The 12,877-nt window shown below is 37.2% G+C and carries 11 protein-coding genes, 1 other RNA gene and 1 pseudogene; 11 read left to right on the plus strand and 2 right to left on the minus strand.

The features are described 5' to 3' along the window. Positions 1 to 17: 17 nt before the first annotated feature. From smpB to MOC86_RS05790, 4 genes are all read left to right on the plus strand, one after another. Positions 18 to 485, plus strand: a complete 468-nt coding sequence (gene smpB / locus MOC86_RS05775; protein ID WP_019394950.1) for an SsrA-binding protein SmpB — start codon at positions 18 to 20, stop codon at positions 483 to 485. A 124-nt stretch (positions 486 to 609) separates the two neighbouring features. Continuing rightward, positions 610 to 966, plus strand: a transfer-messenger RNA (tmRNA) gene (gene ssrA / locus MOC86_RS05780). A gap of 144 nt (positions 967 to 1,110) precedes the next feature. Further along, on the plus strand, positions 1,111 to 1,302 hold the full coding sequence (locus MOC86_RS05785; RefSeq protein ID WP_268583208.1) for a DUF4177 domain-containing protein: 192 nt from the start codon (positions 1,111 to 1,113) through the stop codon (positions 1,300 to 1,302). A gap of 387 nt (positions 1,303 to 1,689) precedes the next feature. After that, complete coding sequence (locus MOC86_RS05790) at positions 1,690 to 2,688, plus strand: inorganic phosphate transporter (protein WP_268583342.1); 999 nt, start codon at positions 1,690 to 1,692, stop codon at positions 2,686 to 2,688. Positions 2,689 to 2,764: 76 nt separating this feature from the next. Here the strand turns inward: MOC86_RS05790 and MOC86_RS05795 are convergent, their stop codons facing one another. Then, positions 2,765 to 4,333 carry a catalase gene (locus MOC86_RS05795; protein ID WP_419146607.1) on the minus strand — a complete coding sequence of 523 codons (1,569 nt, stop codon included), beginning with the start codon at positions 4,331 to 4,333 and terminating at the stop codon, positions 2,765 to 2,767. A 261-nt stretch (positions 4,334 to 4,594) separates the two neighbouring features. After that, a complete protein-coding gene (locus MOC86_RS05800) occupies positions 4,595 to 4,924 on the minus strand; it encodes a helix-turn-helix domain-containing protein (protein WP_268583210.1) in 330 nt (109 codons plus the stop codon). A gap of 190 nt (positions 4,925 to 5,114) precedes the next feature. On the opposite strand from MOC86_RS05800, the gene MOC86_RS05805 reads away from it, so the two are divergent. From MOC86_RS05805 to MOC86_RS05835, 7 genes and pseudogenes are all read left to right on the plus strand, one after another. Further along, complete coding sequence (locus tag MOC86_RS05805; RefSeq protein WP_268583211.1) at positions 5,115 to 6,101, plus strand: type I asparaginase; 987 nt, start codon at positions 5,115 to 5,117, stop codon at positions 6,099 to 6,101. 39 nt (positions 6,102 to 6,140) lie between these two features. Continuing rightward, positions 6,141 to 7,571 (plus strand): aspartate ammonia-lyase, encoded by a 1,431-nt coding sequence (aspA, locus tag MOC86_RS05810; protein ID WP_268583212.1) that lies wholly within the window; start codon positions 6,141 to 6,143, stop codon positions 7,569 to 7,571. A gap of 141 nt (positions 7,572 to 7,712) precedes the next feature. Next, the gene (gene nhaC, locus MOC86_RS05815) at positions 7,713 to 9,146 is read left to right on the plus strand and encodes a Na+/H+ antiporter NhaC (RefSeq protein WP_268583213.1); all 1,434 of its coding nucleotides are present in this window, start codon (positions 7,713 to 7,715) and stop codon (positions 9,144 to 9,146) included. Continuing rightward, a complete protein-coding gene (locus tag MOC86_RS05820) occupies positions 9,136 to 10,461 on the plus strand; it encodes an NAD-dependent malic enzyme (protein WP_268583214.1) in 1,326 nt (441 codons plus the stop codon). The genes nhaC and MOC86_RS05820 overlap by 11 nt, the downstream gene beginning before the upstream one ends. 126 nt (positions 10,462 to 10,587) lie before the next feature. Next, a pseudogene (locus MOC86_RS05825) lies at positions 10,588 to 10,800 on the plus strand (ArsR/SmtB family transcription factor); the annotation flags it as partial. 144 nt (positions 10,801 to 10,944) lie between these two features. Beyond that, a complete protein-coding gene (locus MOC86_RS05830) occupies positions 10,945 to 11,559 on the plus strand; it encodes a PH domain-containing protein (RefSeq protein ID WP_268583216.1) in 615 nt (204 codons plus the stop codon). Between the two features lie 116 nt (positions 11,560 to 11,675). Then, positions 11,676 to 12,728 carry a LytTR family transcriptional regulator DNA-binding domain-containing protein gene (locus MOC86_RS05835; RefSeq protein WP_268583217.1) on the plus strand — a complete coding sequence of 351 codons (1,053 nt, stop codon included), beginning with the start codon at positions 11,676 to 11,678 and terminating at the stop codon, positions 12,726 to 12,728. Positions 12,729 to 12,877: the final 149 nt, after the last annotated feature.

The raw sequence follows: 12,877 nt of genomic DNA on the forward strand, positions 1-12,877 counted from the left end.
AAGGGAGAACGTGTTTTATGCCAAAAGGAGAAGGGAAACTCATTGCCCAAAATAAAAAAGCTCGTCATGATTTTGCTGTTGAAGAAACATATGAAGCGGGCTTAGTATTAAAAGGAACAGAAATTAAGGCTATTCGTGGTGGGCGCGTTAACTTAAAAGATTCGTTCGCACGCGTGCAAAATGGAGAAGTGTTTCTTCATAACATGCACATCAGTCCGTATGAGCAAGGAAATCGCCACAATCATGAACCATTGCGCACACGAAAGCTACTTTTACATCGTAAACAAATTAATAAATTAATTGGTGATACGAAGCAAGAAGGTTATTCTCTTGTTCCATTAAAACTGTATTTGAAAAATGGATACGCAAAAGTTTTAATTGGGCTTGCAAGGGGTAAAAAGAAATATGACAAGCGTGAAGACTTGAAGCGTAAAGAAGCAAAACGCGATGTTGAACGTGCGTTCCGCGAACGTCAGAAAATGTAACTTCCTAAAATTTTACATTTGACTTCAAGAACGTATGTGCTATAATAAGAAATGTAACACAGCCAGTAACTAGCGACAGCTAAGCTTAAACTTATAGTTGTCCCGTTTCGATAACCTTTTATATGGGGACGTTACGGATTCGACAGGGATGGTTTGAGCTTGAGTTGCGAGCCGGGGGGATCGTCCTCGTTACTAACGTCGAGTTAATTATAACTGGCAAACAAAACAATTTCGCTTTAGCAGCATAATGCTAGAGGCCCTTTCCTTCCATCGCCCATGTGGAAGTGTAGAGGGTTCACTATGAAGTGGGCTACGCTTAAGGCCACCGTCTGAGGTCTTAAGAAGAGACTAATCAGACTAGCTCCTCGGACGCCTGTCGGTAGGCATAAGAGAGAGCGAATTGCGAATATGCCGACTACGCTCGTAGATGCTTAAGTATCAATATCTTTGGACGTGGGTTCGACTCCCACCGTCTCCACCAAATACATATTTTGGTGGTTTTTTATTATATAAAAGTAAAGCATATGCTCTGATCAGAGCATATGCTTTTTTAATGCTTATGGAATGTAAAATATATCTATAAATGGTACAATACTTATAAAAATAGAGAGAGTAGGAAAATTTAATGTATGAATACAAGTTTGTACAAATAGAGTTAAAACATGGATTATTAAAAAGTACATCAAAAGAGGATTACCGAGAGATTATTCAACAGCATGCAGAAGAAGGATGGCGTTTCATTCAAATCTTTGCCCCTGGAACAGGAACTGTAGGAAGTGCTGACAATTTTGAACTAATTTTTGAAAAAACAAAATAAGGTCAAGAAAGGGAAGAGTTTTTGTAAGAAAGCTCTTCTTTTTTATGATTCGAGATGAAAAATAAATAAGTAAATATAGTAAGCAAAAAATTGCAAAAGTAAAATAGGATAGTAGGTTTAATAATGTTAAAATAAGAAGTAGGGTTTGTTGAGATTATACTTAACTTTGTTAATATCTTTTCGAAAAAGTTATTAAAGGGTTTTATACGTCTGCTGAAATAATTTTAAGGTTGGAACATCATTAGAGTGGCACACGATGAGTGTTAGTTGTTCTTTCCGTATTGAAGAAAGAAAATGTTCCAGATTGAATTGCTGACGGTAGAAGAGGAAAGATATAGATATCAACCTCAACAAACAACAATAAAAAAGTAAGGAGGTAGATTTGCTATCGAACATCTACCTTTATTCCTAATTCTTATTATTATATTAGGATTAGTATTTGATTTTATTAATGGATTTCATGATACGGCTAATACCATTGCTACGTCTGTGACAACAAGAGCTCTATCACCTCGGACAGCAATCCTAATTGCTGCCTGTGCCAACTTTGGCGGAGCCCTATTATTTTCAGGCGTTGCTGAAACGATTACAAAAGACATTGTTAATCCATTTTCATTGGAAAACGGATCAGCCGTTATTTTAGGAGCGCTAATTTCCGCTATCTTTTGGAATCTAATCACATGGTATTTTGGCATCCCAAGTAGTTCCTCACATGCTCTTGTTGGTTCTATTTCAGGTGCAGCTATTGCAGCTGGCGGTGTTCATATTTTGAACTACAAAGGTTTTTTTGGAATTGTACAAGGGTTGATTATTTCGCCGATTATTGCAATTATTATTGGATTCCTGATTATGAAAGTTTTTCAACGTACACTTAAAAACTTGCCTCTGTATAAAACAAATAGAAGAATGCGCTCACTGCAAATGGTAACGGCAGGGCTGCAGTCGTTTTCACATGGAACAAATGATGCACAAAAGACAATGGGCATTATGACAATGGCACTGATTACATCAGGCTATCAAAGCTCAACAGCGGTGCCTTTTTGGATTAAAATTTTAGTTGCAGCTGCAATGGCTCTTGGAACATCTGTTGGAGGATGGAAGATTATTAAGACCGTTGGTGGGAAAATTACGAAGCTGACACCAGCAAGTGGAGCAGCAGCTGATATATCATCAGCACTTATTATTTTCGGATTTACAGCATTAAAACTTCCTGTAAGTACAACCCATGTTATTTCCTCTTCTATCATGGGAGTTGGATCTGCTCAGCAGTTTAAATCTGTAAAGTGGGGCACAGCAAAACGTATTGTGCTGACGTGGGTAATTACATTGCCATTGACAGCATTATTAGGGGCGCTTGTCTTTAAAGTATTGTCTATCATGATGTGATGCTATCTGCGTACATATAAAGATAGATAATCAATAAGAGAGTAAAAAACGTGAGCTGTAAAAGCTCACGTTTTTTTTAATAAGAGTCTGTATCATGTCCCATGTTTTTTGCTTTCTCCACTGTTTCTTTTGTTTCCGTTGCGCCTAGTGGACCATGATGATCAGCATTTCCGCGTTTTTTCAATCCTTCTGCAACACGGCGGCCGTAATCTTCATCTGCTTTTGTAAAATACTCAATCATTTTTTCTTGAATGATAGGCTTACAAGGAGCTAAACCATCGACAAGGTTACGAATTAAATCATCTCGTTCAACATCATCAAATGCACGGTATGTTTCGCCAGCTTGTTTGAAGTCATTTGTTCTATCAATCTTTTCATGAACAAGGTTTCCTTCAATGTGTGGCGTATGCTCTTTTCCAGAAGGAGGAGCTTCTTTTAATCCTCCTAGCGAAGATGGTTCATAATTGATATGTGGATTTTGACCAGGTGCTTTATCAACGTAGTAAGCCATTTGTCCATCACGCTGGTTTGTTGCAACATGCTTTTTCGGTGCATTGATCGGCAGCTGTAAATAGTTTGGTCCAACACGATAGCGCTGCGTATCTGAATAAGAGAATGTTCTTCCTTGAAGCATTTTATCATCAGAGAAATCAAGACCATCAACTAACACGCCTGTCCCAAATGCTGCTTGCTCTACTTCTGCAAAATAGTTTTCTGGGTTCTTATTTAAAACCATTTTTCCAACAGAAAGCCAAGGGATTTGATCTTTTGGCCAAATTTTCGTATCATCAAGCGGATCAAAATCAAGCTCAGGATGATCATCATCACTTAAAATTTGAACGAAAAGCTCCCATTCTGGATAGTCGCCACTTTCAATTGCTTCATATAAATCTTGTGTTGCATGATTAAAGTTCTTTGCTTGGATTTCTTCTGCTTCTTGCTGTGTTAAATTTTTGATCCCTTGCTTTGGTTCCCAATGATATTTAACAAGAACAGCTTTTCCTTCTTTGTTTACCCATTTGTATGTATTAACGCCAGAGCCTTGCATTTGGCGGTAGTTTGCTGGAATTCCCCATGGAGAATAAACAAACGTTACCATATGTGTTGCTTCAGGTGAATTGCTACAGAAATCGAAAAAGCGTTCGCTGTCTTGTCTATTTGTGACAGGATCTGGTTTAAAAGCGTGAATCATATCTGGGAATTTGATGGCATCCCGAATAAAGAAAATTTTCAAGTTGTTTCCAACTAGATCCCAGTTTCCGTCTTCCGTATAAAACTTAACCGCAAAACCTCGTGGATCCCGAAGCGTTTCTGGAGAGTGACCGCCATGAATAACAGACGAGAAGCGCACAAAGACAGGCGTTTGTTTACCAGCTCCTTCAAACACTTTAGCACGCGTATACTTAGAAACAGGTTCATCTCCTACTTTCCCGTATGTTTCAAAATATCCGTGTGCACCTGCACCACGCGCATGCACCACGCGCTCTGGAATTCGTTCGCGATCAAAATGTGAAATTTTCTCGATGAAATGATAGTTCTCTAGCGTTGCAGGTCCTCTATTTCCGACTGTTCGGATGTTTTGATTGTCTTGAACAGGATGACCTTGACGAGTTGTGAGTGTATCTTCATGTTCACCTTCTGTCATACGCTTATCTAGTGCATCACCTTCACCATTTACAGAAGTTCCATTCTCTGTTGGTTTTTTCTTATCTTCCATCCTAATCCCTCCTTGGAAAAATAATCAATCATACATATAAGGTATTCCCCAAAGAGAGGGGGATTTATGCATAAAATATTATTTATTTTAGAGAAGGAAGTATCTATAAAAAAAGAAAGGGATGCTCCACAAAAGGAAAATCCCTTTCTTTATTAGAGTGATACTAAATCAATCATAGTAAAGGATAGATTATCTTCTCTCCTCAATGGCCCTCCTAGCCCGAACAAAAGCCACAACCCCTATGGCTTCTTCTTCTGTCAGCGTTTTACCATCAACAGTTAATTTATTTGGTTCTGTGACTTCAAGAGAGAGTTGTTCATGATGGGGTGTGCGCCCAAGTAGATCATCACACGTTGTTTCAAAAAGGTCAGCTAATAAAGCAAGCGCTTCAAATGAAGGGCGTCTATAGCCAGATTCATAGCCAGCATATGTACTTTTTGCGATGCCAAGGCGGTCTGCTGTGTATTGAAGAGACCACTTCTTCTTTTTTCGTAATTCTGTTAAACGATCTAAGTTCATCTCTTTTCCGCTCCTTTTGCTTATAAAGTATTATATCATAAAGGATATTTAAGGTGTACGCGAATTGAATAATATTACCTTGCTAATTCTGAAATCCTTGTCTATAATTGAGTTAAAAGTATGCAGAAAGCGAATGCTTTTTGTGAATCATCTTAAGATTAAGTCATTTACAGGTGAAGAGGTGTGGGGAATGAAAAAGCTATTATTATTAACAACAGGGGGAACCATTGCTTCAGTTGAAGGAGAAAATGGACTTTCGCCAGCTGTAAAAGCAGATGAGCTGTTGAGTTATGTATCAGAGCTTGATAATGATTACACAATGGAAACAAAATCACTCATGAATCTTGATAGTACAAACATGCAGCCTGAAGATTGGGTGAAGATGGCGAACGCTGTGAAGGAAGATTACGATGAATATGATGGATTTGTCATTACGCACGGAACAGACACAATGGCTTATACATCTGCAGCTCTTTCTTATATGCTTCAGCATGCAAGAAAGCCAATCGTTATTACCGGTTCACAAATTCCTATTACATTTAAGAAAACAGATGCCAAGAAGAACATCACAGATGCTATTCGTTTTGCTTGTGAAGGCGTTGGAGGAGTTTATGTTGTCTTTGATGGCCGCGTTATTCAAGGAACAAGAGCGATTAAGTTAAGAACAAAAAGCTATGATGCTTTTGAAAGTATTAATTATCCTTATATAGCGTTTATAAATGAAGATGGGATTGAATACAACAAAAAAATAAAGGAAGAACAGCATAAATTTACAGTTGATACGTCTCTTTGTACAGATGTTCTTCTGTTAAGACTGCATCCAGGACTAAAACCTGAAATGTTTGATGCTTTAAAAGGCCTTTACAAAGGTATTGTGATTGAAAGTTATGGAAGCGGTGGCATTCCGTTTGAAGAACGCAATATTTTAGAAAAAATTAATGAGCTTGTTGAGAGTGGTATAGTTGTTGTTATTACAACTCAATGTTTAGAAGAAGGGGAAGATATGAGCATCTACGAAGTTGGTAGACGTGTTAATCAAGATCTTATCATTCGTTCTCGAAATATGAATACAGAAGCTATTGTACCAAAACTTATGTGGGCATTAGGACAATCTCCGGATTTACATGAAGTTAAGCGGATTATGGAAACACCTGTTGCTGATGATGTTGTTTTATAAAAATTTTTAAGCTAATAGGGGAGAAAGAGGGTTTTACACATGGTAGAAATTCAAGAAAAACATCGTATAGAAAAAGACTTTCTTGGTGAAAAGAGAATTAAAAAAGATGCATATTACGGCATTCAAACGCTTCGTGCATCAGAAAACTTTCCAATTACAGGATACCGCATTCATGAAGAAATGATTAAAGCATTAGCCGTTGTGAAAAAATCTGCAGCTCTTGCGAACATGGATGTGAAACGTCTCTATGAAGGACTTGGCAATGCTATTGTTCAAGCAGCAGATGAAATTCTAGAAGGCAAGTGGCATGATCAGTTTATTGTTGACCCTATTCAAGGCGGAGCAGGGACATCTATGAATATGAATACTAATGAAGTAATTGGAAATAGAGCACTCGAAATTTTAGCTCACAATAAAGGAGAGTACAATCATTTAAGCCCGAACTCTCATGTGAATATGTCACAGTCAACAAATGATGTTTTTCCAACAGCTATTCATATTTCTACATTAAAAATGCTCCAAAAGCTCCTTGAAACGATGGAGTACATGCAAGGAGAATTTAAGAAAAAAGCGGTAGAGTTTGATTCTGTGATTAAAATGGGTCGAACACACCTTCAAGATGCTGTGCCAATTCGACTTGGTCAAGAGTTTGAAGCATATAGCCGCGTTTTAGAGCGCGATATGAAGCGAATTAAGCAATCTCGTCAGCACCTTTATGAAGTAAATATGGGAGCAACAGCCGTTGGAACAGGATTAAACGCAAATCCGAAATACATTAAATCTGTTGTGAAACATTTAGCACGTATTAGTGATTTACCTCTTGTGACAGCAGATCATCTTGTTGATGCAACACAGAATACTGATGCTTATACAGAAGTATCAGCAGCTCTTAAAGTATGTATGATGAACATGTCTAAAATTGCGAATGACCTTCGTCTAATGGCCTCAGGTCCAAGAGCAGGTTTAAATGAGATTAACCTTCCTGCCCGCCAACCTGGTTCATCAATCATGCCAGGCAAAGTAAATCCTGTTATGCCAGAACTTATCAACCAAATTGCGTTCCAAGTGATTGGAAACGACAATACCATATGCTTAGCTTCTGAAGCAGGTCAGCTTGAATTAAATGTTATGGAGCCAGTGCTTGTCTTTAATTTACTTCAATCCATTAGCATTATGAACAATGGATTCCGTTCATTTACAGATCATTGCTTGAAAGGAATCCAAGCAAACGAAGCTCGTATGACAGAGTATGTGGAAAAAAGCGTTGGTATTATTACAGCAGTAAACCCACATCTTGGCTATGAACCAGCGGCACGTATTGCGAGAGAAGCCATTTTAACAGGTAAGTCTGTTCGAGAACTTTGCTTGCAAAATGATGTATTAACAGAAGAAGAGCTCGATGTTATTTTAAATCCTTTTGAAATGACGAAACCAGGAATTGCTGGGGAAGAGCTTTTTGATAAACAATAAAAGGAACATTGTAATATTTAGTCTATACAGGAAGTATGGACTAAATGTTGCAAGCTTGGGGATGAGGAAGTATAGTAATATACGTTATAACAGTATTAAATGTAAGCGTTTTACTATTATTTTCAACTAGGGGGATTATGCATGAAGGAAGTAAGATTACCAACAATACCTGAAATTGTGATTATATTAGGAGCATTTCTTGCGCTTGTGTTGTCATTTACGGTGTTTCTTGATTTACCGATTCAAATGGCATTATTCATATCGTGGTTTCTCGTTATTATTCTAGGTGTTCGACTCGGTCATAAGTATCAAGATTTACAAAAATCAATTATGGATGGAATCTCAAATGGATTAGAAGCTGTCTTAATTCTTGTATCTGTAGGAGCTTTAATTGGTACATGGATTGCAGGTGGGGTTGTACCAACTCTTATTTATTATGGATTAGAATTCATTCATCCAAGTATCTTCTTATTAGCAACTCTTATCATTTGTTCTATTATGTCTGTTGCAACAGGAACATCATGGGGAACAGTTGGAACAGCAGGTATCGCAATGATTGCAATTGGAGAAGGACTAGGGATGCCACTTCCGCTTGTAGCGGGAGCTGTATTGTCTGGTGCATATTTTGGAGACAAGTTATCACCACTATCTGATAGTACAGTACTTGCCTCATCTCTTTCAAAGGTAGATATTTTACGCCATGTGAGAGCAATGATGGTCTTGTCAATTCCTGCATATATTATTACAGCTATCTTATTTACAATTACTGGATTTGTGTATGGTGGAAGAAACATTGATACAGAGAAAGTAGAGTTTTTAAAATCTTCATTACAAAAACATTTTGATATTGAGATTTGGATGCTTATTCCGGCTATTATTGTTGTTGTACTATTAGCGTTAAAGAAACCATCAATGCCTGTTATTGTTATTGGTGCTCTATTAGGGGCTATTTGGGCATCTGTATTTCAAGGTATGGATTTTGCGGATGCAATCAATACAGCTTACAAAGGTTTTTCAATTGATACTGGTGTAGAGTTTATGGACGGTATCCTAAATCGCGGTGGTATTGTTGGTATGCTTGATACACTTGTTGTTATTATATTTGGTCTAGGATTTGGTGGACTCTTAGAAAAGCTAGGAGTATTAAAAGTTATTGTAGCAACTTTCGAAAAGAAACTGACATCTGCAGGAAACGTGACTTTGTCAACTTTAATTGTAGCATTTCTAGGAAATGTATTAGGTTGTGCAATGTATGTATCGTTAATCTTGACTCCAAAAATTATGGAGAAAAGTTACGATAAGCTGAAGCTAGATCGCCGAATCCTGTCACGTAACACAGAAGTTGGCGGAACATTGACGTCTGGTATGGTTCCATGGTCTGATAATGGTATATATATGGCAGGTATCCTTGGAGTTTCGACATTTGCATATTTACCATTTATGTGGCTTAGCTTTGTAGCATTAGGACTTGCACTTATTTATGGATATACAGGAAAATTCATTTGGTATGTTGATGAAAATTTACCTTCAGATGAGACAGAGTATAAAGGGGAGAAAGCAGTAAATGATTACTAAACATATGATTCGCACGCTTATGATTGAAACACCTACTGTTCCTGGAAATCTAGGCAAAGTTGCAACGGCCATTGGTCTTGTAGGAGCAGACATCGGTGAAGTTGAAACCGTAAAAGTTGGTCCAACTTATACGATGCGTAATATTACTGTACAAGTAGAAACAGAAGAACAGTTAAATGAAATTATTACAGCAATCGAAGGGTTAGAAGAGGGCATTAAGCTTCATACCGTTTCAGACGAAGTTCTTTCAGCACATGAAGGCGGGAAGATTGCGATGAAGAGTAAGATGCCAATCAAGTCTCTAGCAGAACTGCGCCGTGTGTACACACCGGGCGTTGCTGATGTTTGTAGCCTTATTGAAAGAGAACCAGATAAAGCTGAAATCTACACAACAATTAATAATTCTGTAGCAATTGTAACCGATGGAACAGCAATTCTTGGGCTTGGAAATATCGGTCCTGTTGCAGGAATGCCTGTTATGGAAGGGAAGGCTGCTCTTTTTGATCAGCTAGCAGGAATTAGTGGTGTGCCTATTTTACTTGATACAACAGATCCGGAAGAAATTATTCGTACAGTAAAAAATATCGCACCTGGTTTTGGTGGAATTCTTCTTGAAGATATTGGTTCACCACATTGTTTTGAAGTGGAAGATCGTTTAAAAGAAGAATTAAACATCCCTGTTATGCATGATGATCAACATGGTACAGCAGTTGTTACACTTGCAGCAGCTATTTCTGCTTGTAAGAGCGCAGGCATTGACTTGAAAGAAGCAAAAGTAGGACAAATTGGCCTTGGCGCTGCAGGCGTTGCGATTTGTCGTATGTTTATGGCATATGGGGTTCAAGCTGTTTATGGAACAGACAAATCAGAAATGGCAACGAATCGCTTAAAAGAATATGGTGGACAAACTTCATCAAACATTGAAGAGTTAATGGAAACGTGTGATATTGTTATTGCAACAACAGGGGTTCCTGGTCTTATTAAAAAAGAGTTTGTTAGAAGTGGACAAGTTATTCTAGCTTTATCAAACCCAAGACCAGAAATTGAGCCTGAAGTAGCATTAGAAGCTGGCGCTGCATATGCTGCAGACGGACGCTCTGTTAATAATGTGCTTGGTTTCCCAGGAATTTTTAGAGGAGCTCTTAATGCTAAAAGTAAAGTAGTGAACCACGAGATGCTTGTTACTGCAGCAGAAGCAATTGCTTCTTGTACAAAACATGGAGATCTTGTACCAGATCCGCTTCAACCGGAAGTACATGAGAAAGTGGCAGAAGAAGTAGAACGTGTAGCACGCCGCGTTTATGTAGGCGTATAAATAAGCGAAAAAACGACGCAGAGTCCAATCTTTTCTGCGTCGTTTTTTTATGAAATCGGGTTGATTATATAATATGGTTATATGATGTTTTATATAAGAAAATGCTTATATAAAGGAGGGAGAAGGATGGTAAATCAAGAGCTGAGCATTGAAGGTGCGGCAGCAGTTCTTAAAATTTTGGGCGATAAAATGCGCTTGTCTATAATGAAAGTTCTCGAAGGAGGGGAACGGTGCGTATGTGAGCTTGTTGAATTATATGACATAAGTCAGCCTGCTATAAGTCAACATTTAAAGAAAATGCGTGACATTGGACTTGTGAAAGAAAAAAGAAGAGGACAAATGAAGGGAAATAGGAAAAAGGCTGCGAACAACTTCGTAGCTTTTTTTATATAAAATATGTGAAAAATCAGTTTTCATTCAGGGAGAGACTTGTTAAAATTAGGGAGGCAACGACAATCTCTTTAGGAGAAAGGATGCGAAAATATGTTTAAAAAGATGGCTTCAGATGCATTAGGATTATCAGACGTTGGGAAGATTATCAGCCCTGCTGACTATGATAAAACAGATGCAGACGACTATGTAATGCATGAAGATGATGAAAAAATCTATTTTTTAATTAAAACAAAAGCGGATGAATATTGCTTCACAAATTTAGCAATCATCCATGTTGATGGAGCAAATGCTGTTTCGTCAAAGAGAACATTGAAGCGCTATCCATATACCCAACATAAAATTGGCAATGTGGTGTTAGAAACCGCAGGTAAAATTGATATGGACGTTGAAATTAAATTCACGCTTGGAAATGAAAGATTTGATATTGATGTCCAAAAGAGTCAGATTGATCAATTAAAAGATTTATATAAAGCACTTCTTCGCATTTCTGAAATTACGTATGAGAATGATCTTTATATAAACATGGCTTCGCAAAGTTTAGATAAGGCAGTTCAAGTACTGCAAAATTCAAGAACAGATGATAATAATCTTTCTAAAACATACCATGATTTAACAGACTTTGGATTCAAATGGTTAACATCTGCTCGCGAGCAATATCATTTAAAAGATTATGGAGAGATTTACGAGAAGTATATTAATAACTAATTTCTTTCATCGAAAAGAAGAATAGATCATAACAAGGTTCACTTTATTTTAAAGTGGACCTTGTTATGTAAAGAGAACGCATTTCTAAGCAGAAGAGAGGAAGGTGTATATGAAACATGGCTATCTTAAGTATGAAAAATGTTGAAGAACGAAAGGGAAATACCATTACGATTCCAAAAATGAATCTACATATTGATAAAGGGGAAATTGTTGCTATTCAATGCAATAGTGAAGTGGGAAAGAACCTATTAGGCATGCTTAGTGGAGAAATAGCAGTATTGAACGGAGAAATAACCCTTTTAGATGAAAAATACCCTTGCCCATTTCATAAGATAGCGAACAAGATAGGAATCTTTTCATTAAATGAAGGAATGTACGAACGCTTAACAGTCAAAGAATACTTGCAGCTATTTAAACGATTGTATGATGTTGCAGTAGACGTTGAAGAATATATACATAAGGCAGGATTAACGGAGCTTCGGCAAAGTAAGGTTGGTAAACTTTCTTATTCAGAGAAAAAAAGACTTCAGCTTGCTAAAACCATTTTACATCATCCGCAGTTAATCTTAATGGAGGAACCTGATCAAAATTTAGATATTGAGAGCAAGTTTATTATCCAACAGGTCATTAAAGAGCTTGCAGCACAAGGTACCTCTTTTCTAATTACAACAAGTAATTTTGAAAGTGCTGTGCTTCTTACAAATCATGTCTACAAGCTAAACGAAGATGGAATGAAGAAAATTAAAGTTGTGGAGGAAATAGAAGTAATGGGTACAGCTTCTGACTCTGAAGTAAAGGAAGAAGAGAAAACAGTAGAAGAGATCCAGCCGATTAACTTTGAGAAGATTCCAGCAAAAGTGGATGATAAAATTATTCTTTTTGATCCTACGGAAATTTCTTATGTTGAAAGCAATGAAGGGACAACATATCTTCATGTAAAGGAAGAAGCGTTTCCTTGTACATATACGTTAAATGAACTGTTCAATCGTCTTCAACCATTTGGCTTTTTTAGATGTCATCGTTCGTATATTGTCAATTTACAAAAGGTACGAGAAGTTATTACATGGACAAGAAATAGTTATAGTCTTGTATTAGAAGATACCAAAAAAAGTTCGATTCCTCTTTCAAAAGGAAATTTAGCAGAACTAAAACAAATTCTTAAAATCTAATTTTTACTCCTCAACATGTAAGTTTTACCTTGAAAAGGTGTTGATTCACCTTCAAAATGACTCCTTTTAAGATGTTCTATACTCTTTTCACCTTTATTTTAATGCAGGTAAGCTCATCTCTCTCTAAACTTAAAGTAACAAATGCAACA

This window comes from Priestia endophytica, assembly GCF_026790145.1.
Taxonomy (GTDB): domain Bacteria; phylum Bacillota; class Bacilli; order Bacillales; family Bacillaceae_H; genus Bacillus_I; species Bacillus_I endophytica_A.

Excerpts from the sequence above, each read along its gene's own strand:
- smpB (WP_019394950.1), top strand. The coding sequence starts at position 18 with ATGCCAAAAGGAGAAGGGAAACTCATTGCCCAAAATAAAAAAGCTCGT.
- MOC86_RS05785 (WP_268583208.1), top strand. The coding sequence starts at position 1,111 with ATGTATGAATACAAGTTTGTACAAATAGAGTTAAAACATGGATTATTA.
- MOC86_RS05795 (WP_419146607.1), bottom strand. The coding sequence starts at position 4,333 with ATGACAGAAGGTGAACATGAAGATACACTCACAACTCGTCAAGGTCAT.
- MOC86_RS05800 (WP_268583210.1), bottom strand. The coding sequence starts at position 4,924 with ATGAACTTAGATCGTTTAACAGAATTACGAAAAAAGAAGAAGTGGTCT.
- MOC86_RS05805 (WP_268583211.1), top strand. The coding sequence starts at position 5,115 with ATGAAAAAGCTATTATTATTAACAACAGGGGGAACCATTGCTTCAGTT.
- aspA (WP_268583212.1), top strand. The coding sequence starts at position 6,141 with ATGGTAGAAATTCAAGAAAAACATCGTATAGAAAAAGACTTTCTTGGT.
- nhaC (WP_268583213.1), top strand. The coding sequence starts at position 7,713 with ATGAAGGAAGTAAGATTACCAACAATACCTGAAATTGTGATTATATTA.
- MOC86_RS05820 (WP_268583214.1), top strand. The coding sequence starts at position 9,136 with ATGATTACTAAACATATGATTCGCACGCTTATGATTGAAACACCTACT.
- MOC86_RS05830 (WP_268583216.1), top strand. The coding sequence starts at position 10,945 with ATGTTTAAAAAGATGGCTTCAGATGCATTAGGATTATCAGACGTTGGG.
- MOC86_RS05835 (WP_268583217.1), top strand. The coding sequence starts at position 11,676 with ATGGCTATCTTAAGTATGAAAAATGTTGAAGAACGAAAGGGAAATACC.